Annotated in this window: 23 protein-coding genes; 18 read left to right on the forward strand and 5 right to left on the reverse strand. The window is 60.2% G+C overall.

Annotated features, from left to right (window positions below):
* Positions 1 to 174: 174 nt before the first annotated feature.
* Positions 175 to 1,311, forward strand: a complete 1,137-nt coding sequence (locus ACOI7D_RS06135) for a 3-phenylpropionate MFS transporter (RefSeq protein WP_109547052.1) — start codon at positions 175 to 177, stop codon at positions 1,309 to 1,311.
* On the opposite strand, the gene csiE is transcribed toward ACOI7D_RS06135, so the two are convergent.
* Positions 1,308 to 2,588 carry a stationary phase inducible protein CsiE gene (gene csiE, locus ACOI7D_RS06140; protein WP_109547053.1) on the reverse strand — a complete coding sequence of 427 codons (1,281 nt, stop codon included), beginning with the start codon at positions 2,586 to 2,588 and terminating at the stop codon, positions 1,308 to 1,310. The two genes, ACOI7D_RS06135 and csiE, sit on opposite strands and share 4 nt — an antisense overlap.
* A 124-nt stretch (positions 2,589 to 2,712) precedes the next feature.
* Between csiE and ACOI7D_RS06145 the strand changes: the two genes are divergently transcribed.
* On the forward strand, positions 2,713 to 3,351 hold the full coding sequence (locus ACOI7D_RS06145) for a DUF1007 family protein (protein WP_109547054.1): 639 nt from the start codon (positions 2,713 to 2,715) through the stop codon (positions 3,349 to 3,351).
* Positions 3,342 to 4,322, forward strand: coding sequence for a nickel/cobalt transporter (locus tag ACOI7D_RS06150; protein ID WP_050533262.1), 981 nt, complete (start codon positions 3,342 to 3,344; stop codon positions 4,320 to 4,322). The genes ACOI7D_RS06145 and ACOI7D_RS06150 overlap by 10 nt, the downstream gene beginning before the upstream one ends.
* 47 nt (positions 4,323 to 4,369) lie before the next feature.
* On the opposite strand, the gene suhB is transcribed toward ACOI7D_RS06150, so the two are convergent.
* On the reverse strand, positions 4,370 to 5,173 hold the full coding sequence (gene suhB, locus ACOI7D_RS06155; RefSeq protein ID WP_002913995.1) for an inositol-1-monophosphatase: 804 nt from the start codon (positions 5,171 to 5,173) through the stop codon (positions 4,370 to 4,372).
* A gap of 120 nt (positions 5,174 to 5,293) precedes the next feature.
* Between suhB and trmJ the strand changes: the two genes are divergently transcribed.
* The 11 genes from trmJ to sseB all read left to right on the forward strand — a co-directional run bounded on the left by trmJ (position 5,294) and on the right by sseB (position 14,185).
* Positions 5,294 to 6,028 (forward strand): tRNA (cytosine(32)/uridine(32)-2'-O)-methyltransferase TrmJ, encoded by a 735-nt coding sequence (trmJ, locus tag ACOI7D_RS06160; protein WP_023290645.1) that lies wholly within the window; start codon positions 5,294 to 5,296, stop codon positions 6,026 to 6,028.
* Positions 6,029 to 6,284: 256 nt separating this feature from the next.
* Positions 6,285 to 6,776 carry a Fe-S cluster assembly transcriptional regulator IscR gene (gene iscR / locus ACOI7D_RS06165; protein WP_002913993.1) on the forward strand — a complete coding sequence of 164 codons (492 nt, stop codon included), beginning with the start codon at positions 6,285 to 6,287 and terminating at the stop codon, positions 6,774 to 6,776.
* 178 nt (positions 6,777 to 6,954) lie between these two features.
* Complete coding sequence (gene iscS / locus ACOI7D_RS06170) at positions 6,955 to 8,169, forward strand: cysteine desulfurase (protein ID WP_017900428.1); 1,215 nt, start codon at positions 6,955 to 6,957, stop codon at positions 8,167 to 8,169.
* Between the two features lie 26 nt (positions 8,170 to 8,195).
* A complete protein-coding gene (gene iscU / locus ACOI7D_RS06175) occupies positions 8,196 to 8,582 on the forward strand; it encodes a Fe-S cluster assembly scaffold IscU (protein ID WP_002913991.1) in 387 nt (128 codons plus the stop codon).
* Between the two features lie 17 nt (positions 8,583 to 8,599).
* Positions 8,600 to 8,923 (forward strand): iron-sulfur cluster assembly protein IscA, encoded by a 324-nt coding sequence (iscA, locus tag ACOI7D_RS06180; protein WP_002913979.1) that lies wholly within the window; start codon positions 8,600 to 8,602, stop codon positions 8,921 to 8,923.
* A gap of 74 nt (positions 8,924 to 8,997) precedes the next feature.
* Positions 8,998 to 9,513, forward strand: coding sequence for a co-chaperone HscB (gene hscB / locus ACOI7D_RS06185; protein ID WP_109547055.1), 516 nt, complete (start codon positions 8,998 to 9,000; stop codon positions 9,511 to 9,513).
* A gap of 15 nt (positions 9,514 to 9,528) precedes the next feature.
* Positions 9,529 to 11,379 carry a Fe-S protein assembly chaperone HscA gene (gene hscA, locus ACOI7D_RS06190; protein ID WP_023318876.1) on the forward strand — a complete coding sequence of 617 codons (1,851 nt, stop codon included), beginning with the start codon at positions 9,529 to 9,531 and terminating at the stop codon, positions 11,377 to 11,379.
* Position 11,380: 1 nt separating this feature from the next.
* A complete protein-coding gene (gene fdx / locus ACOI7D_RS06195) occupies positions 11,381 to 11,716 on the forward strand; it encodes an ISC system 2Fe-2S type ferredoxin (protein ID WP_004201872.1) in 336 nt (111 codons plus the stop codon).
* A gap of 1 nt (position 11,717) precedes the next feature.
* Positions 11,718 to 11,918, forward strand: a complete 201-nt coding sequence (gene iscX, locus ACOI7D_RS06200; protein ID WP_002913954.1) for a Fe-S cluster assembly protein IscX — start codon at positions 11,718 to 11,720, stop codon at positions 11,916 to 11,918.
* Between the two features lie 107 nt (positions 11,919 to 12,025).
* A complete protein-coding gene (gene pepB, locus ACOI7D_RS06205) occupies positions 12,026 to 13,312 on the forward strand; it encodes an aminopeptidase PepB (RefSeq protein ID WP_023290642.1) in 1,287 nt (428 codons plus the stop codon).
* 96 nt (positions 13,313 to 13,408) lie between these two features.
* Positions 13,409 to 14,185, forward strand: a complete 777-nt coding sequence (sseB, locus tag ACOI7D_RS06210; protein WP_109547056.1) for an enhanced serine sensitivity protein SseB — start codon at positions 13,409 to 13,411, stop codon at positions 14,183 to 14,185.
* A 66-nt stretch (positions 14,186 to 14,251) separates the two neighbouring features.
* Here sseB and ACOI7D_RS06215 read toward each other — a convergent pair whose 3' ends face one another.
* The 3 genes from ACOI7D_RS06215 to sseA all read right to left on the reverse strand — a co-directional run bounded on the left by ACOI7D_RS06215 (position 14,252) and on the right by sseA (position 16,868).
* On the reverse strand, positions 14,252 to 15,094 hold the full coding sequence (locus tag ACOI7D_RS06215) for a hypothetical protein (RefSeq protein WP_044524347.1): 843 nt from the start codon (positions 15,092 to 15,094) through the stop codon (positions 14,252 to 14,254).
* A 101-nt stretch (positions 15,095 to 15,195) separates the two neighbouring features.
* Entirely contained in the window at positions 15,196 to 15,846 is a 651-nt protein-coding gene (locus tag ACOI7D_RS06220) for a DUF5066 family protein (RefSeq protein WP_049013902.1), read from the reverse strand.
* 164 nt (positions 15,847 to 16,010) lie between these two features.
* A complete protein-coding gene (sseA, locus tag ACOI7D_RS06225; protein WP_023290638.1) occupies positions 16,011 to 16,868 on the reverse strand; it encodes a 3-mercaptopyruvate sulfurtransferase in 858 nt (285 codons plus the stop codon).
* Positions 16,869 to 17,074: 206 nt separating this feature from the next.
* Between sseA and ACOI7D_RS06230 the strand changes: the two genes are divergently transcribed.
* From ACOI7D_RS06230 to ACOI7D_RS06245, 4 genes are all read left to right on the forward strand, one after another.
* On the forward strand, positions 17,075 to 22,024 hold the full coding sequence (locus tag ACOI7D_RS06230) for an alpha-2-macroglobulin family protein (protein WP_109547057.1): 4,950 nt from the start codon (positions 17,075 to 17,077) through the stop codon (positions 22,022 to 22,024).
* A complete protein-coding gene (gene pbpC / locus ACOI7D_RS06235; protein ID WP_109547058.1) occupies positions 22,025 to 24,349 on the forward strand; it encodes a peptidoglycan glycosyltransferase PbpC in 2,325 nt (774 codons plus the stop codon).
* A 160-nt stretch (positions 24,350 to 24,509) separates the two neighbouring features.
* Positions 24,510 to 24,941 (forward strand): nucleoside-diphosphate kinase, encoded by a 432-nt coding sequence (gene ndk / locus ACOI7D_RS06240; protein WP_004144312.1) that lies wholly within the window; start codon positions 24,510 to 24,512, stop codon positions 24,939 to 24,941.
* Positions 24,942 to 25,356: 415 nt separating this feature from the next.
* Entirely contained in the window at positions 25,357 to 26,523 is a 1,167-nt protein-coding gene (locus ACOI7D_RS06245) for a bifunctional tRNA (adenosine(37)-C2)-methyltransferase TrmG/ribosomal RNA large subunit methyltransferase RlmN (RefSeq protein ID WP_002913894.1), read from the forward strand.
* The last annotated feature ends 184 nt before the right edge of the window (positions 26,524 to 26,707 follow it).

Here is a 26,707-nt window from a genome sequence, read left to right on the forward strand (position 1 = left end):
CGCCTCGGGCACTGCGTTTCAGCCGCGGTATCGCCGGAATGCCATTTTTTCCGCCAGGGGCGTCGCCCGGAGAACGAGGCACCATGGTGAATAAACCGCCTTTTTCCGCTTTCTGCCTGACTTGCGTCCGCCGGGGTTTATCGCCAGACTGTCGCCACCATTCGGGAGGGAATCATGGTCTTGCACTCCACGCGCTGGCTGGCGCTCAGTTACTTCACCTACTTTTTTAGCTACGGTATTTTTCTGCCCTTCTGGAGCGTCTGGCTGGTCGGTAACGGACTGACCCCGGAAACCATCGGCATCTTGCTCGGCGCCGGTCTGGTAGCCCGTTTTCTCGGCAGCCTGCTGATCGCCCCGCGGGTGAGCGACCCCTCCCGGCTGATCGCCGCGCTGCGCGTGCTGGCGCTGTTAACCTTGCTCTTCGCGCTGGCCTTCTGGGCCGGCAGCCACGTCGCATGGCTGCTGGCGATCATTGTGGGCTTCAACCTGTTCTTTTCGCCGCTGGTGCCGCTGACGGATGCCCTGGCCAATACCTGGCAAAAGCAAATCACCATGGACTATGGCCGGGTGCGGCTATGGGGCTCCATCGCCTTTGTGATTGGTTCGGCGCTGACCGGCAAGCTGGTGAGCCTGTTTGATTACCGGGCGATCCTGCTGATGCTCAGCCTGGGCGTCGCCTCGATGCTGCTCGGCATGCTGCTGAAACCGTCGGTGATGCCCGAGGGGGCGTCGCGCCAGCAGCAGGGGGCCGGGCTGGCGGCCTGGCTGACGCTGGTGCGCCAGAGCTGGCGCTTTCTCGCCTGCGTTTGCCTGCTGCAGGGGGCGCACGCCGCCTACTACGGCTTTAGCGCCATTTACTGGCAGCAGGCAGGCTATTCGGCCTCGGCGGTGGGCTATTTGTGGTCGCTAGGCGTGGTGGCGGAAGTGGTGATCTTCGCGCTGAGTAAAAAGGTGTTCCGCCGCTTCAGCGCGCGGGATCTGCTGCTGCTCTCTGCCCTGTGCGGGCTGGTCCGCTGGACGCTGATGGGCTGGACCACGGCGCTGCCGGGGCTTATCCTCGCGCAGATCCTTCACTGCGGCACCTTTACGGTGTGTCATCTGGCGGCGATGCGCTATATCGCCGCCCGCCAGGGCAGCGAAGTGATCCGCCTGCAGGCCGTCTACTCCGCGGTGGCGATGGGCGGCAGTATTGCCATCATGACCGTCTTCGCCGGCTTCCTCTACCAGCACCTGCACCAGGGCGTGTTCTGGGTGATGGCGCTGCTGACCATCCCGGCGCTGGCTATCCGGCCAAAAACGGTGGCGGCCTAGTCTTCGAGCATCGCGCAGATATGCTGCTGCTGGCGTTCAGTGAAGCAGTTCTCCGCGTGGATCAGCGGCGGTGAAAACAGCGGCAGCGGCGCCGTCGCATAGGGGGTGACGATAAGCGTCACCCCTTTGGGCGCCCCCTCTTTCTGAAAGCGCTCTACGCTCTGGTATTTGATGTTCAGCGGCAGCAGCGTCAGTTCGCGCAACTGCTGCTCCAGGGCCGCCTCCATATCCGGATTATCATCGGTCAGCAGCAGGACCTGCTTCTCATGCAGGTCGCTTTTCTGCATCAGCCAGGCGCCAAAGATCACCGCGATTAAGCCGGTCTCTTCCTCATTAAAACGGACGTGCCAGGCATCCTCAAATTCGCTCAATGCCGCCTGGGTGGTGCGCAGTAAGCGAGGATAGAGCCGGCTCACTTCCTCTGTGAGCGTGTTATCGATGCCGATAGCAAACACGCTGCGGATCAACGCCTGCGACAAGTGAATATAAAGCTGATCGCTCAGCCCCTGCTCGTCACTGAACGACCTGCCGGCGAGCATCTGGAAGCGGTGGATCAGGCCGGAAATAGCCAGCCGCAGGCGTCGATCCTGCGGGTGACCATCGCGAAGCGGATCGGGGGTTTTGAGCATCATAAACAGCAGCGAGAGGAAAAAAGGCTCTCCGACATGCGGCGTCGCGCCGACCCGACGCTGCCAGTGGCGGACAATCTCCTGCGCCAGGGTGAACTCGGCGGCGGTCTGCGCCCAGCGTTGCTGTTCATCATTGAAGTCGGGTGAATATCCCCGGTGATGCTCAAGCAGACAGTACTGCAGGTACAGGCGCAGAAACTGAACGTCCCGGCAGTCGAACTGGCGATTGAGCGCTCGCGCGCAGCGGTTCACCAGCGCCTGCAGGTTAGTATCATCGTACAGGGTACGGGCGATGCCTTCCTGTTTAAGCTGCGTTTTCAGCGCCGGGGTAAAATGATGGTTAACGAACTGCGGGCACAGGCGCAGGCCCCGCCGCAGCGCATGCAGCAGGCATAAACGTTGGTCGAGCGCGGCGCCTTCAATCCGATAGCTGCCGTCCACCTGTGACCGAAGGGTCAGGCGGTGGTAACGCTGAATTTCGCGTCCGGTCTCCTCAATATCCTGCCGGGCCGTGGTCTCATCAACGAGGTTGATTCTGCCAAGCCGTTCAGTCGTTACCGACTGTCCGGGCAGATAAAACATCAGGAGCACCTGGCTACGGCGCTGTGGACTGGAAAGCGCAGATGGTGGTTCAATGACGGTCATCATCTGGTAAGTTCCAGTTAGGGTTTCCGCTAAGAATAGACAATGACAGCGGCGGGGGCAGGGAAGTGCGCCCGCTTTAGCTCAGGATTGCTGGCGAAGTTCACAGAATTTTTCACGTGAGGAACAGATGAACAGAGTGAAACAATGCACCGGCGCGGCGTTTTTCATGGTTTTATCATGGACAGCCGCCGCGCATCCGCATAGCTTCATCAGTTTGCAGAGCGAGCCGGTGGTCAAAGACGGCTTGCTGAGCGGGTTTAAAATGCGCTGGACGATGGATGAAATTACCTCATCGGATCTGCTCTACGACGCCGGAAACGCTAAACCAGGCAGCGAAGTATGGAAAAAACTGGCGGCGGAGGTGATGGCCAACGTGCTCGGCCAGCACTATTTCAGCGAGCTGTGGCACAACGGCCAGCGGGTGAAATTTGAAAATCGCCCCGACGGCTACGGTCTTGAGCGCGACGGCCTGCAGGCGGTACTGACCTTCACCCTGCCGCTGGCGACGCCGCAACCCGTTGCCGGACAGACATTTACCTTTTCCACTTTCGACCCGACCTACTATGTCGACATGTTTTATGACAAAGATAGCGATTTTTCCCTGCCCGCAGCGCTGCAGGCCGACTGTAAGGCAACGGTAATGACGCCAAAACCGAATGACAAAATGCTCTCATACGCCCAGTCGCTGGATAAAGCGGATGCGCCGCCGGAGGATATGGCGCTGGGCAGCTATTTTGCCCAGAAGGTGACCCTGACATGTCAGTAATTTTTACCCCGCGCACGCGCGCGTCGCGCTGGAAAGCGCTGTGGCCGTTGGCGCTACTGCTGGCCGTGAGCGTCACGGGCGGCTTCTGGCTGTGGCAGGCCTGGCCGCAGGTGCTGATGCAGAGCGCGGTCTGGCAGCGCGCGCTCAATCTGGAGCTCAGCCGCCTGCTGCAGGCGGTGGCGGAGAACCCGGCGGCAGCGGGGCTGTCGCTGCTTGGGTTCAGCTTCGTTTACGGGGTGCTCCATGCCTTAGGGCCCGGCCACGGCAAAATTGTCATTACCACCTGGCTTGCCACCCATCCTTCGAAGTTGAAATCGAGTATTAACCTGACGCTGGCCGCCTCTTTATTGCAGGGGCTGGTGGCTATCGCGCTGGTGGTAGTGGTGCTGGCGCTGCTGCAGCTGCCGGCGCGCCAGCTGCATCTCAGTAGTTTCTGGCTGGAGAAGGGGAGCTATTTGCTGGTGGGCGCGTTAGGTCTGCTGCTCTGCTGGCGGGCGCTGAAAAAGCTGCGTCTGCTGCTGAGCCGGCCAACGTTTACCGCGTTTACCTCGCATCATGTTCATAACGAACATTGCGGCTGCGGGCATCAGCATCTCCCGGCCCCGGAGCAGCTGCAGGCCGGCGACGACTGGCGGGCTCGCACCGTGATTGTCCTGTCGATGGGCATGCGTCCCTGCTCGGGGGCGATCATGGTCCTGCTGTTTAGCAAGGTGATCGGGGTGTTCAACTGGGGGATGGCGGCGGCGCTGGCGATGGCGGCAGGGACCTCATTGACTATCACGGCGCTGGCGCTGCTGGTGCACAGTTTTCGCCAGCTGGCGGTGAAGCTGGGTCGGCATCAGGCGCCGCCGCTGTGGCGACAGGTGGGCTGGCTGACGCTGGCGCTGGCCGGCGGCGTGGCGCTGCTGGTGGCCGCTGTCGTGATGTGGAGTAGCGCGATCGCGCCAGGCGGCGGTTTGCGACCGTTTTAGAACATAAAAAAAGGAAGCCGCGGCTTCCTTTTTACATCTGCAAGAGATTAACGCTTCAGCGCGTCGCTCAGCTGCTCGCGCATATTCGCCAGCATCGCTTTCACCACACGCGGGTTACCGGCAACGATGTTGCCCGTCAGCATATAGTTATGACCGCCGGTGAAGTCGCAAACGATAGCGCCTGCTTCACGGGCGATCAGCTCGCCTGCGGCGAAATCCCATGGTTTCAGGGCAATTTCAAAGTAACCGTCAACGCGGCCGGCGGCAACGTAGGCCAGATCCAGCGCGGCGGAACCGGTGCGGCGGAAATCGGCGCATTCGGTGAACATGTTGCCGAGAATATTCATGTAAGTGGTGGCGTGCTGCTTCGCCTTGAACGGGAAACCGGTCGCGATGATGGTGCCGTCGAGGTCGCGAGCGTTGCTGCCGCGCAGACGGTAGCCGTTCAGCTGCGCGCCCTGGCCGCGGGTCGCGGTGAACAGTTCGTTACGCATCGGATCGTAAACCACCGCGACTTCAGTACGGCCTTTGATGCGTACGGCGATGGAAACAGAGAAGTGCGGCAGACGTTTAACGAAGTTGGTGGTGCCATCCAGTGGATCGATAACCCATTGAACATCCTGCTCTTCACCAGCGTGTTCACCGCTTTCTTCGGTGATAATGGTGTGCTGCGGGTAAGATTTGCGAATGGTTTCGATAATAATCGCTTCGGCGGCTTTATCGACGTTGGTCACAAAATCATTGCTGCCTTTCTGGCTGGTTTCTACGGTGTCTGGCGTTTCGTAGTGTTTGGCAATTAAATTACCCGCCTTGCGCGCGGCGCGCACGGCGATGTTCAGCATCGGATGCATCGGTCTCTCTCACTGGATGTTAAAGAACGGGAAAAAACGGCGCATATAATAACAGCGAATTCTGCTTATGTCTCCGTTTTATGGTAGCATGCCCGAATAATCTTTAGCCGAAGAACCATAATGCTGCAAAATATTCGAATCGTACTGGTAGAAACCTCCCACACCGGCAATATGGGCTCCGTTGCCCGCGCGATGAAAACCATGGGCTTAACCAACCTGTGGCTGGTCAATCCGCTGGTGAAACCTGATTCCCAGGCCATTGCGCTGGCCGCGGGCGCCAGCGACGTCATTGGCAACGCGCAGATCGTCGATACCCTTGATGAAGCGCTGGCTGGCTGTAGCCTGGTGGTTGGCACCAGCGCGCGCTCCCGCACGCTGCCGTGGCCGATGCTCGATCCCCGCGAATGCGGCCTGAAAAGCATCGCCGAAGGCCAGCATGCGCCGGTGGCGTTGGTGTTTGGCCGCGAGCGCGTTGGCCTGACCAACGACGAACTGCAGAAGTGTCACTACCATGTGGCCATCGCCGCCAACCCGGAGTACAGCTCGCTGAACCTGGCGATGGCGGTGCAGGTTATCGCCTACGAAGTGCGGATGGCCTGGCTGGCGGCGCAGGAGCAAGCGCAGCCGGCGGTTGAGCACGAAGAAGCGCCGTACCCGCTGGTGGATGACCTGGAGCGTTTCTACGGTCATCTTGAGCAGACGCTGCTGGCGACGGGCTTTATTCGCCCGAATCATCCGGGGCAGGTGATGAACAAACTGCGTCGTCTGTTCACTCGTGCGCGCCCGGAAAGCCAGGAGCTGAACATCCTGCGCGGCATGCTGGCCTCGATTGACCAGCAGAATAAAGGCAAGTAACCGCGTTGATGCCGGATGGCGCTGCGCTTATCCGGCATGCAAATCACGCGGCCCTTGCTATCTCCAGGTGGGAGAGGGCCGGGGTGAAGGCGCCCGGCAACGCGGAAGGAAAACGGCACGGAAAGCCAAATACCTGACTAAAACAGTCAAGTAAATAGTTGACCAAATTACTCGGGAATGTCAGACTTGGCCCTGCTATGCAATACCCATATTAATAAAAAGCCCGGCCAGGGGCGAGTTTGAGGTTAAGTAAGACATGAGACTGACATCTAAAGGGCGTTATGCCGTGACCGCGATGCTTGACGTTGCGCTCAACTCTGAAACGGGCCCGGTGCCGTTGGCAGATATTTCAGAGCGTCAGGGAATTTCGCTTTCCTATCTGGAACAGCTGTTCTCTCGCCTGCGTAAAAATGGCCTGGTTTCCAGCGTTCGTGGCCCAGGCGGCGGTTATCTGTTAGGTAAAGATGCCGGCAGTATCGCCGTCGGCGAAGTCATTAGCGCCGTGGACGAATCCGTTGACGCTACCCGTTGCCAGGGCAAGGGCGGCTGTCAGGGCGGCGATAAATGCCTGACTCACGCGCTGTGGCGCGATCTGAGCGAACGCCTGACCGGCTTCCTGAACAATATCACCCTCGGGGAACTGGTGAATAACCAGGAGATCCTCGATGTTTCCGGTCGTCAGCATCAGCACGAAACCCAGCGCAATGCGCGCACCCAGGACGCGATCGACGTTAAACTGCGCGCCTGAGTGACCCGTCCCGTTTCGGGCTGCGGCTGACAGGGCGAGGCAGCGCGAAACGGCGGGACAACGATTATAAAGAGCTTTCAGAATCAGGCCGGGATGCTCCGACATTCCGTGTACTCGGTCGTACATCAAGCCGGTTGCCTGATTCCTTGCATTGAGTGATGTACGGAGTTTAAGAGCAATGAAATTACCGATTTACCTCGATTACTCCGCAACCACGCCGGTGGACCCGCGTGTTGCCGAGAAAATGATGCAGTTCCTGACCATGGACGGGACCTTTGGTAACCCGGCCTCCCGTTCCCACCGTTTTGGCTGGCAGGCTGAAGAGGCGGTTGATATCGCCCGCAATCAGATTGCCGAGCTGGTCGGTGCCGACCCGCGCGAAATCGTCTTTACCTCTGGTGCGACTGAATCCGACAACCTGGCGATCAAGGGTGCAGCCAACTTTTATCAGAAAAAAGGCAAGCACATCATCACCAGCAAAACCGAGCATAAAGCGGTTCTGGATACCTGCCGTCAGCTGGAGCGCGAAGGTTTCGAAGTGACCTACCTGGCGCCGCAGAGCAACGGGATTATCGATCTGAAAGAGCTGGAAGCGGCGATGCGTGACGACACCATCCTGGTTTCCATCATGCATGTGAATAACGAAATCGGCGTGGTGCAGGATATCGCTACCATCGGCGAGATGTGTCGCGCCCGCGGTATCATTTACCACGTAGACGCCACCCAGAGCGTGGGCAAGCTGCCTATCGATCTGAGCCAGCTGAAAGTTGATCTGATGTCCTTCTCCGGTCACAAAATCTACGGTCCGAAAGGCATCGGCGCGCTGTACGTGCGTCGTAAGCCGCGTATTCGTATCGAAGCGCAAATCCACGGCGGCGGCCACGAGCGCGGTATGCGTTCCGGTACTCTGCCTGTTCACCAGATCGTCGGCATGGGTGAAGCTTACCGTATCGCCAAAGAAGAGATGGAAAGCGAGATGGCGCGTCTGCGCACGCTGCGCAACCGTCTGTGGAACGGCGTGAAGGATATGGAAGAAGTGTATCTCAACGGCGACCTCGAGCAGGGCGCGCCGAACATTCTTAACGTCAGCTTCAACTATGTTGAAGGCGAGTCGCTGATTATGGCGCTGAAAGACCTGGCGGTTTCCTCCGGTTCAGCCTGTACTTCCGCGAGCCTTGAGCCATCCTACGTGCTGCGCGCGTTAGGCATGACTGATGAACTGGCGCACAGTTCTATTCGTTTCTCTTTAGGTCGTTTCACTACCGAAGAAGAGATTGACTACGCCATCAACCTGATTCGTAAATCCATTGGCCGTCTGCGCGAGCTTTCTCCACTGTGGGAAATGTTCAAACAGGGCGTGGATCTGAACAGTATTGAATGGTCACATCACTAATTCGGCACCAATAAGGAGAATTCATCATGGCTTACAGCGAAAAAGTTATCGATCATTACGAGAACCCGCGCAACGTCGGCTCTTTTGACAACAGCGACGAGAACGTCGGCAGCGGCATGGTCGGCGCGCCGGCCTGCGGCGACGTGATGAAGTTGCAGATTAAAGTCAACAATGAAGGTATCATTGAAGACGCGCGCTTCAAGACCTACGGCTGCGGTTCCGCTATCGCTTCCAGCTCTCTGGTCACCGAGTGGGTGAAGGGTAAATCCCTGGACGAAGCGCAGGCGATCAAAAACACCGATATCGCCGATGAACTGGAGCTGCCGCCGGTGAAAATTCACTGCTCTATTCTGGCGGAAGACGCGATTAAAGCCGCGATTGCGGATTACAAAAGCAAACGTGAAGCAAAATAATTAGTTGAGGTTTTGTTATGTCGATTACTCTTAGCGACAGTGCAGCAGCGCGAGTCAATGCCTTCCTGGCAAACCGCGGAAAAGGGTTTGGCCTGCGCCTGGGCGTGAGAACCTCCGGCTGCTCAGGTATGGCCTATGTACTGGAGTTTGTTGACGAGCCGGCGGCTGAAGACACCGTGTTTGAAGACAAAGGCGTGAAGGTCGTGATCGACGGCAAAAGTCTGCAATTCCTCGACGGCACGCAGCTGGACTTCGTCAAAGAAGGCCTTAACGAAGGGTTCAAGTTCACTAACCCTAACGTCAAAGATGAGTGCGGCTGCGGCGAAAGCTTTAACGTATAATCGGTACTCCCCAACCCCACCGCGGTCACGCCGCGCGTGGGGTTTTCGTTTAGATGCATGACCCTGAGGTTACTATGGACTACTTCACCCTCTTCGGGTTACCAGCCAGCTATACCCTCTCGCTTGAACAACTGGCTGTCCGGTATCAGGATCTGCAGCGCCAGTACCATCCGGATAAATTTGCCAGCGCGCCCGCTGCGGAACAGCTTGCGGCGGTTCAGTATTCCGCCACCATTAACCAGGCCTGGCAGACGCTGCGCCATCCCCTGACCCGCGCAGAATACCTCCTCTCGCTGCATGGCTTCGATCTGGCCAGCGAGCAGCATACCGTTCGCGATACCGCGTTCCTGATGGAACAGCTGGAACTGCGCGAAGAGCTGGATGAGATCGGCCAGGCGAAAGAAGAAGCGCGGCTGGAAGGCTTTATCAAACGAGTGAAAGCGCTGTTTGATACCCGCCATCAGCTGATGGTTGACCAATTGCATAATGAGAGCTGGGAAGCGGCGGCGGACACGGTTCGTAAGCTCCGTTTCCTCGATAAACTGCGCAGCAGTGCTGAAGAACTCGAAGAAAAACTGCTCGATTTTTAATTTTCGGAAGCAATTATGGCCTTATTACAAATTAGTGAGCCCGGCCTGAGCGCCGCGCCGCACCAGCGTCGTCTGGCGGCCGGTATCGACCTGGGCACCACCAATTCTCTGGTGGCTACCGTGCGTAGCGGCCAGGCCGAGACTCTGCCCGATCATCAAGGCCGCTATCTGCTGCCGTCGGTGGTGAATTACCACGCATCGGGGCTGACCGTCGGCTATGACGCCCGGCTGAACGCCGCCCAGGACCCCGCCAATACCATCAGCTCCGTGAAACGGATGATGGGGCGCTCCCTCGCCGATATCCAACACCGCTATCCGCATCTGCCGTATCAGCTGCAGGCCAGTGAAAACGGCCTGCCGATGATCCAGACCGCCGGCGGCCTGCTGAACCCGATTCGCGTCTCCGCCGATATCCTGAAAGCGCTGGCCGCCCGGGCCACTGAAGCGCTGGCCGGCGAGCTCGACGGCGTGGTCATCACCGTCCCCGCTTACTTTGATGACGCCCAGCGTCAGGGGACCAAAGACGCGGCGCGTCTGGCGGGTCTGCACGTGCTGCGCCTGCTTAATGAACCGACCGCGGCGGCTATCGCCTATGGCCTTGATTCCGGCCAGGAAGGGGTGATTGCGGTCTACGATCTCGGCGGCGGCACCTTTGATATTTCTATTCTGCGCTTAAGCCGCGGGGTGTTTGAAGTGCTGGCCACCGGCGGCGACTCGGCCCTCGGCGGCGATGATTTCGATCATCTGCTGGCGGACTATCTGCGCGAGCAGGCGGGCTTCAGCGACCGTAGCGACAACCGCCTGCAGCGTGAGCTGCTGGATGCCGCCATCGCGGCGAAAATCGCCCTTAGCGATGCCGAGGTGGCGCACGTTGAGGTCGGCGGCTGGCAGGGCGATATCACTCGCAGCCAGTTTAACGATCTCATCGCCCCGCTGGTAAAACGCACGTTAATGGCCTGCCGCCGGGCGCTGAAAGACGCTGGCGTTGAGGCGCAAGAGGTGCTGGAAGTGGTGATGGTCGGCGGTTCCACCCGCGTGCCGCTGGTGCGCGAGCGCGTCGGCGAATTCTTCGGTCGCACCCCGCTGACCTCCATCGACCCTGACAAAGTCGTCGCCATTGGCGCGGCGATCCAGGCCGATATTCTGGTCGGCAACAAGCCGGACAGCGAACTGTTGCTGCTCGACGTTATCCCGCTGTCGTTAGGGCTGGAAACCATGGGCGGCCTGGTGGAGAAAGTGATCCCGCGTAATACCACCATTCCGGTGGCCCGCGCCCAGGAGTTCACCACCTTCAAAGATGGCCAAACGGCGATGTCCATTCATGTGATGCAGGGCGAGCGTGAGCTGGTGCAGGATTGCCGCTCCCTGGCGCGCTTTGCGCTGCGCGGTATCCCGGCGCTGCCGGCGGGCGGGGCGCATATTCGCGTCACCTTCCAGGTGGACGCCGATGGCCTGCTGAGCGTCACGGCGATGGAAAAGTCGACCGGCGTGGAAGCCTCTATTCAGGTGAAACCGTCTTACGGTCTGACCGATGGCGAAATCGCCACCATGATTAAAGATTCGATGAGCTACGCCGAACAGGATATTCAGGCGCGCATGCTGGCTGAACAGAAAGTGGAAGCCGCACGCGTCCTGGAGAGCCTGACAAGCGCGCTGGCCGCCGACGCCGCGCTTTTAAGCGCCGCGGAGCGTCAGGCTATCGATGCCGCTGCGGAGCAGGTACGCGCCGCCGCGGCAGGCGACGACGCCGACGCCATTAAAGAAGCGATTAAAAATATCGACACACAAACCCAGGAATTCGCCGCCCGCCGTATGGATCAGTCGGTCCGTATCGCGCTGAAAGGCCAATCCGTGGACGAGGTTTAAAATGCCAAAAATTGTATTTCTGCCCCACCAGGACCTGTGTCCGGATGGCATCGTTGTGGAAGCTGAGACCGGTGAAACTATTCTGGATGCGGCGCTGCGTAGCGGCATCGAGATTGAACACGCCTGCGAAAAATCCTGTGCCTGCACCACCTGCCACTGCATCGTGCGTGAAGGCTTTGACTCGCTGGCGGAAAGTACCGAAGATGAAGACGATATGCTGGATAAAGCCTGGGGACTGGAGCCTGACAGCCGCCTGAGCTGCCAGGCGCGCGTCACCGACGAAGATCTGGTCGTTGAGATCCCGCGTTACACCATCAACCACGCACGCGAGCACTAATATGGCACTGAAATGGACCGACAGTCGTGAAATCGGCGAAGCGCTGTATGACGCTTACCCTGACCTCGACCCAAAAACCGTTCGCTTTACCGACATGCATCAGTGGATTTGCGATCTGGAAGAGTTTGATGATGACCCGAACGCATCCAATGAAAAAATTCTCGAGGCGATTCTGTTAGTCTGGTTAGACGAAGCCGAATAATTTTCGCATCATGATTTATGCGGCGGTATTAAGTCGGATGAATCATTGAGCGAGAGAACGTTACGGGCTGCCATACGGTGGCCCGTTTGCTAAGAAGGATAATGATAATGACCGAAGCCATGAAGATTACGCTTTCCACTCAGCCAGCCGATGCGCGCTGGGGAGAAAAGGCGTCTTACAGCATTAATCATGACGGCATCGCCCTGCATCTCAACGGCAAAGACGACCTGGGCTTGATTCAGCGCGCGGCGCGTAAAATTGACGGCATGGGGATCAAGCATGTCGCGTTAAGCGGCGAAGGCTGGAACACCGACCGCGCGTGGGCGTTCTGGGCGGGTTATAAAGGCCCGAAAGGCACCCGTAAAGTTGAATGGCCGACGCTGGACGATGCGCAGAAAAGCGAGCTGGATAACCGTCTGACCATTATTGACTGGGTGCGCGACACCATCAATGCGCCGGCGGAAGAGCTGGGCCCGGAACAGCTGGCGCAGCGCGCCGTCGACCTGCTGTGCAGCGTGGCGGGCGAGAAGATGAGCTATCGCATCACCAAAGGCGAAGATCTGCGTGAGCAGGGCTATCTCGGCCTGCACACGGTGGGCCGCGGCTCCGAGCGCCCGCCGGTTTTGCTGGCGCTGGACTATAACCCGACCGGCGATAAAGAAGCCCCGGTATACGCCTGTCTGGTAGGTAAAGGCATCACCTTTGATTCCGGCGGCTACAGTATCAAACAGAGCGCCTTTATGGATTCAATGAAATCCGATATGGGCGGCGCGGCGACTATCACCGGCGCCCTGGCCTTCGCTATTACCCGCGGGCTGAACAAGCGCGTGAAGCTCTATCTGTGCTGCGCCGACAACCTGATCAGCGGTAACGCTTTCAAACTGGGCGATATTATTCATTATCGCAACGGCAAAACCGTCGAAGTCATGAACACCGACGCCGAAGGTCGTCTGGTGCTGGCGGATGGCCTGATTGACGCTTCGGCGCAGAAGCCGGAGCTGATCATCGATGCCGCCACCCTGACCGGCGCGGCGAAAACCGCGCTTGGCAACGACTACCACGCGCTGTTCAGCTTTGACGATGCGCTGGCGAATCGCCTGCTGGCGAGCGCCCAGGCGGAAAATGAAGCGTTCTGGCGTCTGCCGCTGGCCGAATTCCACCGTCATCAGCTGCCGTCTAATTTCGCGGAACTGAACAATACCGGCAGCGCCGCCTATCCGGCCGGCGCCAGCACCGCGGCGGGCTTCCTGTCCCACTTCGTGGAAAACTACCACCAGGGCTGGCTGCACATCGACTGTTCGGCAACCTATCGCAAATCAGCCGTTGAGCAGTGGTCGGCGGGCGCGACGGGGCTTGGCGTACGTACTATCGCCAATCTGCTGACGGCTGAGTAATGGCCTTGCCGGGTGGCGCTATGCTTACCCGGCCTGGAAAATCCGCAGGCCCGTGCGGACGTAGCGCCGCCGGGCGATTTTTGAAGTAGCCAAACTATGTCCGAAACCAAAAACGAATTAGAAACCCTGCTGGAAAAAGCGGCTACCGAGCCCGCTCATCGTCCGGCATTTTTCAGCGCACTGCTTGAGGCCACCGTCTGGGTACCAGGCCGCGCAGCCGATGGCGAGCAGATTGTCGTGGATAGCGCGTTGGATCTACAGCACTGGGAAAAAGATGACGGCACGTCGGTCATTCCGTTCTTCACTTCGCTTGAGGCCCTGCAGCAGGCGGTGGAAGATGAACAGGCTTTCGTGATGATGCCGGCCCGCACGCTGATGGCGATGACTCTCGGTGAATCGCTGTTCCTCAACCCGAAGCTGCCGAACGGTAAAGCGTTTACCCCGCGCGAAATCAGCCATCTGCTCGGGGAAGAGGGCAGCCCGCTCAGCACCCAGACGGTGCTGGAAGGGGGCGAAGCGCTGCTGCTGTCTGAAGTCGCCGAGCCGCCGGCACAGATGGTGGATTCGCTGACCACGCTGTTCAAAACGCTGAAAACCGTCAAGCGGGCGTTCCTGTGCTCGATCAAAGAGCACGCCGACGCGCCCGCTAATCTGCTGATCGGCATTGAAGCGGAAGGGGATATCGAGTCCATCATTCAGACCACCGGCAGCGTGGCCACCGATACCCTGCCCGGCGATGAGCCGATCGATATTTGCCAGGTGGTGGAAGGCGAGAAGGGCATCAGCCACTTTATGATTGCCCATATCACGCCGTTCTATGAAAAGCGCTGGGGCAGCTTCCTGCGCGATTTCAAACAAAATCGCATTATCTGACAGCGGGGGCGGTTGCCCCCGGTTTCGGTATGCTTTCAGCTCGATGCAAAAGCGGAATTGCAAAGGTTAATGCAGGGCGGCAACGATCCGCGGATAGGCTGACACCATGTTATAGAGCAGAAATCCCGTCACGCACAGCGTGACGACGCCGTTGAAGAGCGCCATATCACCGCGCCAGGCACGGCACCTTTCCTCTCCCAGCAGATAGCGTAGCGCTGCTACCAGCCCGGCGACCAGCATAAACGCCAGTAACACCCCTACCATCTGCGCAATGACGATATACCAGCCCAGCGGCGTATTCACGCCCCGGGCGCTCATCAGCGCGATCTGCGCCGGCAAAATCGTCTGGAACCCGAGGGTGAGGAGCATCAGAAGGCGCAGATCCGCCAGCTGAGCGTCGAACGTGCGGGCCAGACGTCGGGCGTCACGCAGCAGCAGCACCCCTGATGCCACCGCCGCGGCAACGCTGACGTGCTGGAGAATAAAAATATAAAACGCCAGGGTCCCGGATCCGACCCGGGACAAAAAGAACAGATTGCAAAATACCATGACCAGCAGGCCAAATTTCATCGCCCAGGCACGGAGTACCTCGCCGGGCCAGCGGCGGCTTGACGCCGGGTTGTGCATCATCCATGCGGCAAGCGTCGATTTACCGTAACCGGGCGCGAGCAGCACCATCAGAAAACCCAGCAGCGCCTGATGACCATAGGTGATCAGCGGGACGTCTTCCAAAGTGACGCCGAGAAAGCGGGTATAAACGGAAACGGGCGCAGGAACCAGGCTTAACCATGTCCGGTTCCATTGCGGCCAAAAGTAGAGGATTGCGCCGCCGACCAGCAGGCCAGCTATGCCTCCCAGCCAGGGAAGGCGCGGGGAATAAGCAGAATGTGGGTTGGAGACTAATGCCATTTTCACTCCTTGTGGTGCCATCAGGTTATAGATTAAACGCTCAATCCTGGCGCTGGCCCCGACGGCGCGCGTTAATCGCGCTATCGGTGGGAGATGGTGAATTAGTCAGGACAACCTTCGAGCCTGGCGTAAAGATCCTCATGAATATATTCCAGCTCCAGCAAGGCGCCATCGCGTGACTCGTTGAGGGCTTGTTGATGCTGCCATTCGTCGTGGCTCTCCTTTCCACCGGTAAAAATCCCCTGCAAATATTCAATCAGCGACGATTCTGCCAGCCAAAGCTCATTTTCTTTACCCTCGAAGCGGACGACAGGATATTCACCCTGTTCATCACGCTCGGTGACGTAGATAAATACCTGCTGATCCCCGGGATGGCAGAGGCGAATCAGGGCAGGAAGACGCGGATCGTTGTTCCAGACGGGCATTAGCTCTTCAAAATCCAGCCCGATCATATCAAGGCCATTCATATAATAAGCCTCTTCATCCAGTGAGTCGGAAAGCAGTACGCCATGTTCATCAATGGCGTTCAGAACCGATTCCAGCACCCGTTGACCGTAGGGGCTTGTCAGCTGGCAATCGTAGGCCAGCAGCGCTTTCAGACTCTCCGGAAGCGCCACGGTTTCGCTATTTTGCGGATCACGGTATTTCCGGACGCGCAGGCGATCCACTTCGTCTACGGGCATCGGTTTCGGGGTGGGATTGCGGTTGTGCTTGTGTACGACATCCATGAGATCCGCTAATGAAAAAGCCATCATTCAATTTCCTTATATAGTGGGCGGCAGTAAAGCCAACAGGGCAGGCGCAAGCCCTGCGGCAGCACAGAGTAGCTGGTTTAGCGACTGGCAGGAGAATGAGGCGGAGAAAATCAGAAATTATTTAGTGGCCGCGGGACGGGACGTCCGCGGCCATGCGGCGTTTACTGAGCGGCAGGAGCCGGTTCAATCGGCAGATCGCTGCGCGCCCCCCATTCGCTCCATGAGCCGTCGTACAGGCAGACGCCGTTCACGCCAAGCGTGGTGAGCGCCAGCACGACCACCGCCGCCGTCACGCCGGACCCGCAGCTGGCGATAATGGGCCGATCAAAATCGACGCCCTGACGCAAAAAGATGTCGTTCAGCTCGTCGACGGTCTTCAACTCGCCGTTAATCACCAGCTCTGTCCACGGGACGTTCAGCGCGCCGGGGATATGCCCGCGCCGCAGGCCCGGGCGCGGTTCGTCAGCCTGGCCGTTAAACCGGGCTGCCGGACGCGCATCGACAATCTGCGCCGATCCTTCATGGCTGACCAGCAGCACGTCGGTCAGGCGCTTAATTTGCTGAGGATCGAATCGCACGTCGAATTCTCCTTCGGCCACCTCCGGCACCCCTTGTTCCAGCGGCAGCTCGTCGCGACGCCAGCCCTCCAGCCCACCGGCCAGAATCGACACTTTCTCCACGCCAAAGGCGCGCAGCATCCACCAGGCGCGCGGGGCGGAAAACAGATTGCCTTCGTCATAGACGACCAGGTGCTTATCGCTGCAGACGCCCAGTTCGCGCATGGCCACGGCAAACGCCTCGGCGCGCGGCATCATATGCGGCAGCGGGCTGGTGTGATCGGACAGCGCCTCGATATCGAAAAACAGCGCGTTCGGCACGTGGCCGGCGCGGTACTCCGCGGCCATATCGCGCAGGGCCTCCTGCCCGGCGGGCGCCATGCGGGCGTCGATAATCTGGATCTCCGGGTCATCAATATGTTCCGCCAGCCAGTCGGCGGCGACAAAAAACGAGGTGGACATAGGTGCCTCCGTTTTACTATTCATGACTGAATTGTCGGCGTTTTATCGGGTGCTGACAAGTTAAGGACGCCAGAGTGGGGACGACGTCACGGCACTTTTCTGATTAATCGGCAGAAACCCGCGTCATCACTGTTGAGAAGCGCCGCCTTAACGCATAATAAAAAGTGATAATTTGCATCAGGCCCACCGGCCGAGGGGTTAGAAGGATGAAACCATTTCGTTTAGCGGCGCTGTCACTGGCGCTCCTTACCGCATTTTCATTAACCGGGTGTGATGACAGCGGTACACCGCAGGCTACGGCCCCGACGCCGGCCGCCGATAGCGGCCCTGGCGCGGCGGCAAAACCGGACAGCGCCCAGCTGGCGGCGCTGGCGGAAAAAAGCCAGGGCAAAGCGCTGACGCTGCTCGACGCCTCGGAGGTGCAGCTGGATGGCGCCGCGACCCTGGTGCTGACCTTTTCCGTACCGCTGCAGCCGGACCAGGATTTCTCCCGCAGCGTGCACCTGGTGGATAAGAAGAGCGGTAAGGTAGATGGCGCGTGGGAGCTGGCGCCGAACCTGAAAGAGCTGCGTCTGCGTCACCTTGAGCCAAAGCGCGAGCTGATTGTCTCGGTCGACCCGACGCTGACCGCCCTGAACAAGGCGACGCTCGATAAACCGTTCGAGAAGACCCTGACTACCCGCGATATCGCGCCAAGCGTCGGATTTGCCAGCCGCGGCTCGCTGCTGCCGGGCAACGTGATCGCCGGGCTGCCGGTGATGGCGCTGAACGTCGATAACGTCGACGTGAACTTCTTCCGCATTAAGCCGGAATCGCTCTCGGCCTTCGTCAGCCAGTGGGAATACCGCAATTCATTAAGCAACTGGGAATCCGACGAGCTGCTGAAGATGGCCGATCTGGTATACAGCGGCCGCTTTGACCTCAATCCGGCGCGCAATACCCGCGAAAAGCTGCTGCTGCCGCTGAGCGACATCAAGCCGCTCCAGCAGCCTGGCGTCTACGTGGCGGTCATGAACCCGGCGGGTCATTATAGCTACAGCAACGCGGCGACGCTGTTTACCCTTAGCGACATCGGCGTGTCGGCGCATCGCTACCACAACCGGCTGGACGTCTTTACCCAGAGCCTGGAAAACGGCGCCGCCCAGTCTGGTATCGATGTCCAGCTGCTCAACGCCAAAGGGCAGACCCTGGCGCAGGCGAAAAGCGATAGCCAGGGCCACGTCACCCTGCAAACCGATAAAGAAGCCGCGCTGCTGCTGGCGCGCAAAGAGGGACAGACCACGCTGCTCGACCTCAAACTGCCGGCGCTGGATCTGGCGGAGTTCTCCATTGCCGGCGCGCCAGGCTTCAGCAAACAGTTCTTTATGTTTGGCCCACGGGATCTCTATCGTCCGGGCGAAACGGTGATCCTCAATGCGCTGCTGCGCGATAGCGATGGCAAACCGCTGGCGGAACAGCCGGTGAAGCTGGAGGTGGTCCAGCCGGATGGCCAGGTGATCCGCTCGGTGATGAGCAAACCGGTTAACGGCCTGTACCAGTTTACTTATCCGCTCGACAGCGGCGCGGCCACCGGCATGTGGCACATTCGCGCCAGCACCGGCGACAACCAGCCCCGCGAGTGGGATTTCCACGTCGAAGACTTTATGCCGGAACGCATGGCGCTGAAGCTGACGCCGCAGGCGGCGCCGGTCGAGCCGAATGCCGATGTCGCCTTTGACGTCAGCGGCGCTTATCTCTACGGCGCGCCGGCCAGCGGCAACACGCTGCAGGGCAAACTGTTCCTGCGCCCGCTTCGCGACGCCGTCGCCGCGCTGCCGGGCTTTGAGTTCGGCGATATCGCAGAAGAAAATCTCTCCCGCAGCCTTGATGAAGTCCAGCTGACGCTGGATGAAAAAGGCCATGGCGAAGTGACCACCTCCAGCCAGTGGCAGGATAGCCATTCGCCGCTGCAGGTGGTGTTGCAGGCGAGCCTGCTGGAGTCCGGTGGGCGTCCGGTCACCCGTACGGTTAAGCAGCCGATCTGGCCTGCCGAGGCGCTGCCGGGGATCCGCCCGCAATTTACCCTGAAGGACGTTTACGACTACCGCACCGACACCACGGTGAAGCAGCCGGTGGTGGATGAAAACAGCAACGCCGCGTTCGATATCGTCTATGCCGACGCCAAAGGCGAGAAAAAAGCCGTTTCCGGCCTGCAGGTACGGCTGATCCGCGAGCGCCGGGATTATTACTGGAACTGGTCCGATAGCGAAGGCTGGCAGTCGCAGTTCGATCAAAAAGATCTGCAGGAGGGCGAGGAGTCGCTGGATCTGCAGGCCGGCCAGATCGGTAAAGTGAGCTTTCCGGTAGAGTGGGGCTCCTATCGCCTGGAGGTGAAAGGACCGGACGATGTCGTCAGCAGCGTGCGCTTCTGGGCGGGCTACAGCTGGCAGGATAACAGCGAAGGCACCGGCGCAGCGCGCCCGGACCGGGTCACCATGAAGCTGGATAAACCGAGCTATAAGCCGGGCGACACCATCAGGCTGCACATCGCCGCCCCGGCGGCGGGTAAAGGCTACGCGATGGTGGAATCCAGCGAAGGGCCGCTGTGGTGGCAGGAGATTGACGTACCCGCCGAGGGGATGGACCTGTCGATCCCGGTGGATAACGCCTGGAATCGCCACGACCTCTACCTCAGCACGCTGGTGGTTCGCCCCGGCGATAAATCCCGCTCGGCGACGCCGAAACGCGCGGTGGGCCTGCTGCATCTGCCGCTGGGCGATGAAAACCGTCGCCTGACGCTGGCGCTGGAGGCCCCGGATAAAATGCGCCCCAACCAGCCGCTGACGGTGAAAGTGAAAGCCAGCGTCAAAGAGGGAGAGGCGCCGAAGCAGGTTAACGTTCTGCTCTCGGCTGTCGATAGCGGGGTGCTGAATATTACCGATTACGCCACCCCGGATCCGTGGAACGCCTTCTTCGGCCAGAAACGTTATGGGGCGGATATTTATGATATTTACGGCCAGGTGATTGAAGGGCAGGGGCGTGTGGCCAGTCTGCGCTTCGGCGGCGATGGCGACGAGTTAAAACGTGGCGGTAAACCCCCGGTTAACCATGTGACCATCATCGCCCAACAGGCGCAGCCGGTGGTGCTGAACGATCAGGGCGAAGGGACGGTGACGCTGCCGATCGGTGATTTTAACGGCGAGCTGCGTGTGATGGCTCAGGCCTGGACGGCGGATGACTTCGGCAGCAGCGAAGATAAAGTGGTGGTGGCCGCCCCGGTCATCGCCGAGCTGAATACCCCGCGCTTCCTCGCCAGCGGCGACACCACCCGTCTGGCGCTGGATCTCAGCAACCTGACCGATAAACCGCAAACTCTGCAGGTACATCTTGCCGCCAGCGGACTGGTGACCTTGACCGAGGGTCAACTAACGTCGGTGCAGCTGGCGCCGGGGGCGCGCAGCACGCTGTTTGTGCCGGTGAGCGCGCTGCCGGGCTATGGCGATGGCCAGGTGAGCGCCACTATCAGCGGCCTGAGCCTGCCGGGGGAAACCTTCGCCCCGCTGCAGAAGCAGTGGAAAATCGGCGTTCGTCCGGCGTTCCCGGCGCAGACCGTCAACAGCGGCGCCGTGCTGCAGCCCGGCGAAAGCTGGCAGGCGCCGGCGGCGCAATCGGCAGGTTTCGCCCCGCAGACGCTGCAGGGCCAGCTGCTGCTCAGCGGCAAGCCGCCGCTGAATCTTGCGCGCTATATCCGCGACCTGAAAGCCTATCCTTACGGCTGCCTTGAGCAGACCGCCAGCGGCCTGTTCCCCTCCCTGTATACCAGCGCGGCGCAGCTAAAAGCGCTGGGCATCAGCGGGGACAGCGACGAAAAACGTCGCGCGGCAATCGATGTCGGGATCTCGCGCCTGCTGCAGATGCAACTGGAAAACGGCGGCTTTGCGCTATGGGATAAAGAGGGGCCGGAAGAGTACTGGCTGACCGCTTACGCCATGGATTTCCTTGTTCGCGCGGGCGAGCAGGGCTATAGCGTACCGGTCAACGCCATTAATAAAGGTAACGAACGCCTGCTGCGCTATCTTCAGGAGCCGGGGCTGATGAACGTGCGCTACAGCGACGACGCCCAGGCCAGCCGCTTTGCCGCCCAGGCATACGCCGCACTGGTGCTGGCGCGTCAGCAAAAAGCCCCGCTCGGCGCATTGCGTGAAATCTGGAGCCGTCACGACCAGGCGCGATCCGGCCTGCCGCTGCTGCAGCTCGGCATTGCGCTGAAAACCATGGGCGATGCGCCGCGCGGCGATGAGGCCATGAAGCTGGCGGTTACCACGCCGCGCCATGATGAGAATCGTTGGCTGGGCGATTACGGCAGCCCGCTTCGCGATGACGCGCTGAAGCTGGCGCTGCTGGAAGAGAACAAGCTGCTGCCGGAGGTGCAAAACACGCTGTTGAGCACGCTGTCGGAAGAGGCCTACGGCCAGCGCTGGCTGTCGACCCAGGAAACCAACGCCCTGTTCCTTGCCGGACGTACGCTGGCCGACCTGCCGGGCGACTGGCAGGCGCAAACCTCGCTGCAGGCTGAGCCGCTGGCCGGCGATAAAGCGCAAACCCGTAACCTCGACGGCGATCGGCTGGCGACGTTGCAGGTGAGCAACACCGGCAGTCAACCGCTGTGGCTGCGTCTGGACAGCAGCGGCTATCCGCAAAGCGCGCCGCAGCCAGGCGGCAACGTCCTGGGGATTGAACGCGCCGTTTTCGATACCCAGGGGCGGCAGAAGTCGCTGTCGTCGCTGCGCAGCGGCGAACTGGTGCTGGTCAAGCTGGAGGTGACCGCCAGACGCAACGTGCCTGACGCGCTGGTGGTTGACCTGCTGCCGGCGGGACTCGAGCTGGAAAACCAGAATCTGGCCAACAGCAGCGCCAGCCTGCAGGAGAATGGCGAAGCGGTGCAAAACCTCCTTAACCAGATGCAGCAGGCCGATATTCAGCATATCGAGTTCCGCGACGACCGCTTCGTCGCCGCTGTCGCGGTCAATGAAGGTCAGCCGGTGACGCTGGTCTACCTGGCGCGGGCGGTCACGCCGGGCACCTACCAGGTCCCGCAGTCGCAGGTGGAATCGATGTATGTGCCGCAGTGGCGGGCGACCGGGACCGCCAGCGGTCCGCTCACCGTGACGCCGTAAATGCGCGTAGTGCATCGGGTAAAACGCCGCTGGCGCTGGCTGGCGGCGTTTATTTTTCTGCTGTGGCTGGCGGTTATGACCGCCGATCGCCTGTGGCCGCTGCCGCTGCATGACGTCACGCCTGCCCGGGTGGTCGTGGCGGAGGACGGGACCCCCCTGTGGCGGTTTGCCGACGCGCAGGGCGTCTGGCGTTATCCGGTGACTCTCGCCGACGTGTCGCCGCGCTATCTGCAGGCGCTTATTCAGTATGAGGACCGCTGGTTCTGGCGCCATCCGGGGGTCAATCCCTTCGCTGTAGTGCGCGCCGCCTGGCAGGATCTCACCTCCGGGCGGGTCATTTCCGGCGGCAGTACCCTCACCATGCAGGTGGCGCGCCTGCTCGATCCCCACCCCCGCACTTTCGGCGGCAAGCTGCGCCAGCTGTGGCGGGCGCTGCAGCTGGAGTGGCATCTGTCAAAGAGCGAAATCCTGACCCTGTATCTGAACCGTGCGCCCTTTGGCGGCACCCTGCAGGGGATCGGCGCGGCCAGTTGGGCTTATCTCGGCAAGCCGCCCGCGCAGCTCAGCTACGGCGAGGCGGCGCTGCTGGCGGTGCTGCCCCAGGCGCCCAGCCGTTTACGTCCGGACCGCTGGCCGCAGCGGGCCCAGGCGGCGCGGGATAAAGTCCTTGCGCGCATGGTCAGCCAGGGCGTCTGGCCGAGGCTGGCGGTAAAGGAGGCGATGGAGGAGCCGGTGTGGCTGTTTCCGCGGCAGATGCCGCAGCTGGCGCCGCTCTTCGCCCGCCGGGCGCTGGCGACCAGTCGTGAGGAAAAGGTGGTGACGACCCTGGATGCCGGACTGCAGCGGCAGCTCGAGGATCTGGCGCTGAACTGGAAGTCGCGCCTGCCGCCGCGCAGTTCGCTGGCGATGGTTGTCGTCGACCACACGGATATGAAAGTCCGCGGCTGGGTGGGGTCGGCGGATATTACGGACGACAGTCGCTTTGGCCACATTGATATGGCGTCGGCGGTCCGTTCGCCTGGGTCGGTGCTGAAACCCTTTATTTATGCGCTGGCGATGGATGAAGGACTGATCCATCCGGCGTCGTTATTGCAGGATGTGCCGCGGCGCTTTAGCGATTATCGCCCCGGTAACTTTGACAGCGGCTTTCACGGCCCGGTGAGCGCCAGCGACGCGCTGGTGCGCTCCCTGAATCTGCCGGCGGTCCAGGTGCTCGAAGCCTACGGGCCCAAACGTTTCGCGGCGAATTTGCGCAATGCCGGGTTGCCCCTGATGCTGCCCGCCGGCGCCGAGCCGAATCTGTCGTTGATCCTCGGCGGCGCCGGAGCGAGGCTGGAAGATATCGTCGCGGCGTACAGCGCCTTTGCCCGCCACGGGAAGGCGGCGCGGCTGCGCATGACGCCCGGAGACCCGCTGGTGGAAAGGGCGCTGATATCCCCGGGGGCGGCGTGGATCGTCCGGCGCATCCTGGCCGGCGAAGCGCAGCCGGTTCCCGATGCCTCACTCCCGCAAGTGGTGCCGCTGGCCTGGAAGACCGGCACCAGCTACGGGTATCGCGATGCGTGGGCGGTGGGCCTCAATGCGCGTTATCTGATTGGCATCTGGACCGGGCGTCCGGACGGTACGCCGGTGGTGGGGCAGTTTGGCTTCGCCAGCGCGGTGCCGTTGCTCAATCAGGTCAATAATCTGCTGCTCGCCCGCCCGGCGATGAGCCGCGGCGGCCTGCCGGTCGATCCGCGACCGGCAACGGTTAGCCGCGGAACGCTCTGCTGGCCCGGCGGCCAGGCGCTGCCGGCGGGCGACAGCAACTGCCGTCGTCGCCTGGCCAGCTGGCTGCTGGAAGACAGCCAGCCGCCGACCCTGCTGCTGCCGGGGCAGGAGGGCGTGCGCGGGATCCGCTTCCCGGTGTGGCGCAATGAACACGGCGAACGGGTGGCGGCGGATTGTCCCGGGGCGCGCGAAAGTGTGGTGGAGGTCTGGCCGCTGCCGCTGGATCCCTGGCTACCGCCGGGGGAACGTCGCTCCGCGCGTCTGGGGCCGGCATCGAAGGCATGCCCGCCGTTGCAAACTCAGGATGCCGCGCCGCTGGTGCTCTCCGGGGTTCGCGAGGGGGCGGTGATTAAACGTCTGCCGGGGGAGGCGCGGGTGATGTTGCCCCTGCAAACCAGCGGTGGTGAAGGGCGGCGCTGGTGGTTTATCAACGGCCAGCCGATAGATGCCGCCGGCGCGAGAACCACGCTAACTCTGGATAAGCCCGGCGAGTGGCAGCTGGTGGTGATGGATGAGGCAGGACAAACGGCGGCCGCGCGTTTTACCCTGCAATAACCAGGGTAAATTTGTTGTTGGCGGTTTGTGTTTTCAATACTCATCTTATTTTAACAAAATGTTACCTTCAGCCGTAGGCAGGGGCGGGGATGCTCATTATAATGCGCGCCAGGCCATACGATCGTATGCGCAACAACAGAACATTTAATTAGAGGTAATCATGGCTATTGAACGTACTTTTTCCATCATCAAACCAAACGCGGTGGCAAAAAACGTTATTGGCAGCATCTTTTCCCGCTTTGAAGCTGCAGGGTTCAAAATCGTCGGCACCAAAATGCTGCACCTGACCGTAGAGCAGGCTCGTGGTTTCTATGCTGAGCACGAAGGTCGCCCGTTCTTCGACGGTCTGGTTGAGTTCATGACCTCCGGCCCGATCGTGGTTTCCGTCCTGGAAGGCGAAAACGCCGTTCAGCGTCACCGTGACCTGCTGGGCGCCACCAACCCGGCAAACGCCCTGGCGGGTACCCTGCGCGCTGACTACGCTGACAGCTTCACCGAGAACGGCACCCACGGTTCCGACTCTGTAGAATCCGCTGCACGCGAAATCGCGTTCTTCTTTGCTGAAGGCGAGGTTTGCCCGCGCACTCGCTAATCTCCTGCGTCTTTCACGCCACAGCATTGTTGGCTTCCTTCGCGCACCCCGGTCACATAGTTATCTATGCTCCCGGGGATTAGCGAACTCGCCGCCTCGCTGTGACCTGAAATACTATGGAGATACGAACCTCGTCTTTTCGACCGTCGCGGCGTTGGCTACGCGCGTTCACCCCGGTCACATAGTTATCTATGCTCCCGGGGATTCACTTGCTTGCCGCCTTGCGACAATCGAAAAGCCATAGAGGATTAAGCACACGGTTACGATTTTTTTATCATTGACTGCGTGCAGGCATGGCTTCCATGCGCCAGAATTTGTAGAATATAGCGCCCCTGGACGAGCTGTCGCTCTCCGGGGCGTTTCTTTTTCAACCCACCTGGGGCCATAACGTGTAATAACGAGGCCGGAAAACATTATGTCTGAACAAATTGTCACGCCTGATACCGCCGCTCTGACGGTGCCGAACAAAGATGCCAAAATCAACCTGCTGGATTTAAACCGTCAGCAGATGCGCGAGTTTTTCAAAAACATGGGCGAGAAGCCTTTCCGCGCCGATCAGGTGATGAAATGGATGTATCACTACTGCTGCGACGATTTTGATGAGATGACTGACATCAACAAAGTCCTGCGCAGTAAACTGAAAGAAGTGGCGGAGATCCGCGCCCCGGAAGTGGTTGAAGAGCAACGCTCAACCGACGGGACCATTAAATGGGCGATTGCCGTTGGCGATCAGCGCGTCGAGACCGTCTATATCCCGGAAGAAGACCGCGCCACCCTGTGCGTCTCCTCCCAGGTAGGCTGCGCGCTGGAGTGTAAATTCTGCTCCACCGCCCAGCAGGGCTTTAACCGCAACCTGCGGGTTTCCGAAATTATCGGCCAGGTCTGGCGCGCGGCGAAAATCGTCGGCGCGGTGAAGACCACCGGCGTACGTCCGATCACCAACGTGGTGATGATGGGCATGGGCGAGCCGCTGCTGAACCTCAACAATGTCGTTCCGGCAATGGAAATCATGCTCGACGATTTCGGCTTTGGCCTCTCCAAACGTCGCGTCACCCTGTCGACGTCCGGCGTGGTGCCGGCGCTGGATAAACTCGGCGATATGATCGACGTCGCGCTGGCCATCTCCCTGCACGCGCCGAACGACACCATTCGTGACGAAATCGTCCCGATCAACAAAAAGTACAACATCGAGACCTTCCTCAACTCGGTGCGCGGCTATATTTCGAAGTCCAACGCCAACCAGGGCCGGGTGACCATCGAGTACGTGATGCTGGATCATGTCAACGACGGCACCGAGCACGCCCACGAACTGGCGGCGCTGCTGAAAGATACGCCGTGCAAGATCAACCTGATCCCATGGAACCCGTTCCCGGGCGCGCCGTATGGCCGCAGCTCCAACAGCCGCATCGACCGTTTCTCCAAAGTTCTGATGGAGTACGGCTTTACGACCATCGTGCGTAAAACGCGCGGCGACGATATCGATGCCGCCTGCGGTCAGCTGGCGGGCGACGTCATCGACCGTACCAAGCGCACGCTGCGTAAGCGGATGCAGGGCGAAGCGATTGACGTAAAAGCGGTCTGACAAATGATGGCCCGTGCAGCGCAGGCGGCACGGGTCATATTTATGACCAATAGCCAGGCGAAATACGCTGATTCGGTTAATAATTACGGTGCGTTTTTGTCGACTTTGAGGCAGTATGTAGCGGCACAACAACCGCTTAGCATTCAATTTTGATTCGTCTCTGTGATCGCGCGGCTGACAGTCC

The sequence above is a fragment of the Klebsiella sp. C360 genome, assembly GCF_048822415.1.
In the GTDB taxonomy this organism is placed as follows: Bacteria; Pseudomonadota; Gammaproteobacteria; order Enterobacterales; family Enterobacteriaceae; genus Klebsiella; species Klebsiella quasipneumoniae.

Bases quoted from the DNA above. Each gene is read 5' to 3' on its own strand.
- ACOI7D_RS06135 (WP_109547052.1), top strand. From the start codon at position 175: ATGGTCTTGCACTCCACGCGCTGGCTGGCGCTCAGTTACTTCACCTAC.
- csiE (WP_109547053.1), bottom strand. From the start codon at position 2,588: ATGATGACCGTCATTGAACCACCATCTGCGCTTTCCAGTCCACAGCGC.
- ACOI7D_RS06145 (WP_109547054.1), top strand. From the start codon at position 2,713: ATGAACAGAGTGAAACAATGCACCGGCGCGGCGTTTTTCATGGTTTTA.
- ACOI7D_RS06150 (WP_050533262.1), top strand. From the start codon at position 3,342: ATGTCAGTAATTTTTACCCCGCGCACGCGCGCGTCGCGCTGGAAAGCG.
- suhB (WP_002913995.1), bottom strand. From the start codon at position 5,173: ATGCATCCGATGCTGAACATCGCCGTGCGCGCCGCGCGCAAGGCGGGT.
- trmJ (WP_023290645.1), top strand. From the start codon at position 5,294: ATGCTGCAAAATATTCGAATCGTACTGGTAGAAACCTCCCACACCGGC.
- iscR (WP_002913993.1), top strand. From the start codon at position 6,285: ATGAGACTGACATCTAAAGGGCGTTATGCCGTGACCGCGATGCTTGAC.
- iscS (WP_017900428.1), top strand. From the start codon at position 6,955: ATGAAATTACCGATTTACCTCGATTACTCCGCAACCACGCCGGTGGAC.
- iscU (WP_002913991.1), top strand. From the start codon at position 8,196: ATGGCTTACAGCGAAAAAGTTATCGATCATTACGAGAACCCGCGCAAC.
- iscA (WP_002913979.1), top strand. From the start codon at position 8,600: ATGTCGATTACTCTTAGCGACAGTGCAGCAGCGCGAGTCAATGCCTTC.
- hscB (WP_109547055.1), top strand. From the start codon at position 8,998: ATGGACTACTTCACCCTCTTCGGGTTACCAGCCAGCTATACCCTCTCG.
- hscA (WP_023318876.1), top strand. From the start codon at position 9,529: ATGGCCTTATTACAAATTAGTGAGCCCGGCCTGAGCGCCGCGCCGCAC.
- fdx (WP_004201872.1), top strand. From the start codon at position 11,381: ATGCCAAAAATTGTATTTCTGCCCCACCAGGACCTGTGTCCGGATGGC.
- iscX (WP_002913954.1), top strand. From the start codon at position 11,718: ATGGCACTGAAATGGACCGACAGTCGTGAAATCGGCGAAGCGCTGTAT.
- pepB (WP_023290642.1), top strand. From the start codon at position 12,026: ATGACCGAAGCCATGAAGATTACGCTTTCCACTCAGCCAGCCGATGCG.
- sseB (WP_109547056.1), top strand. From the start codon at position 13,409: ATGTCCGAAACCAAAAACGAATTAGAAACCCTGCTGGAAAAAGCGGCT.
- ACOI7D_RS06215 (WP_044524347.1), bottom strand. From the start codon at position 15,094: ATGGCATTAGTCTCCAACCCACATTCTGCTTATTCCCCGCGCCTTCCC.
- ACOI7D_RS06220 (WP_049013902.1), bottom strand. From the start codon at position 15,846: ATGGCTTTTTCATTAGCGGATCTCATGGATGTCGTACACAAGCACAAC.
- sseA (WP_023290638.1), bottom strand. From the start codon at position 16,868: ATGTCCACCTCGTTTTTTGTCGCCGCCGACTGGCTGGCGGAACATATT.
- ACOI7D_RS06230 (WP_109547057.1), top strand. From the start codon at position 17,075: ATGAAACCATTTCGTTTAGCGGCGCTGTCACTGGCGCTCCTTACCGCA.
- pbpC (WP_109547058.1), top strand. From the start codon at position 22,025: ATGCGCGTAGTGCATCGGGTAAAACGCCGCTGGCGCTGGCTGGCGGCG.
- ndk (WP_004144312.1), top strand. From the start codon at position 24,510: ATGGCTATTGAACGTACTTTTTCCATCATCAAACCAAACGCGGTGGCA.
- ACOI7D_RS06245 (WP_002913894.1), top strand. From the start codon at position 25,357: ATGTCTGAACAAATTGTCACGCCTGATACCGCCGCTCTGACGGTGCCG.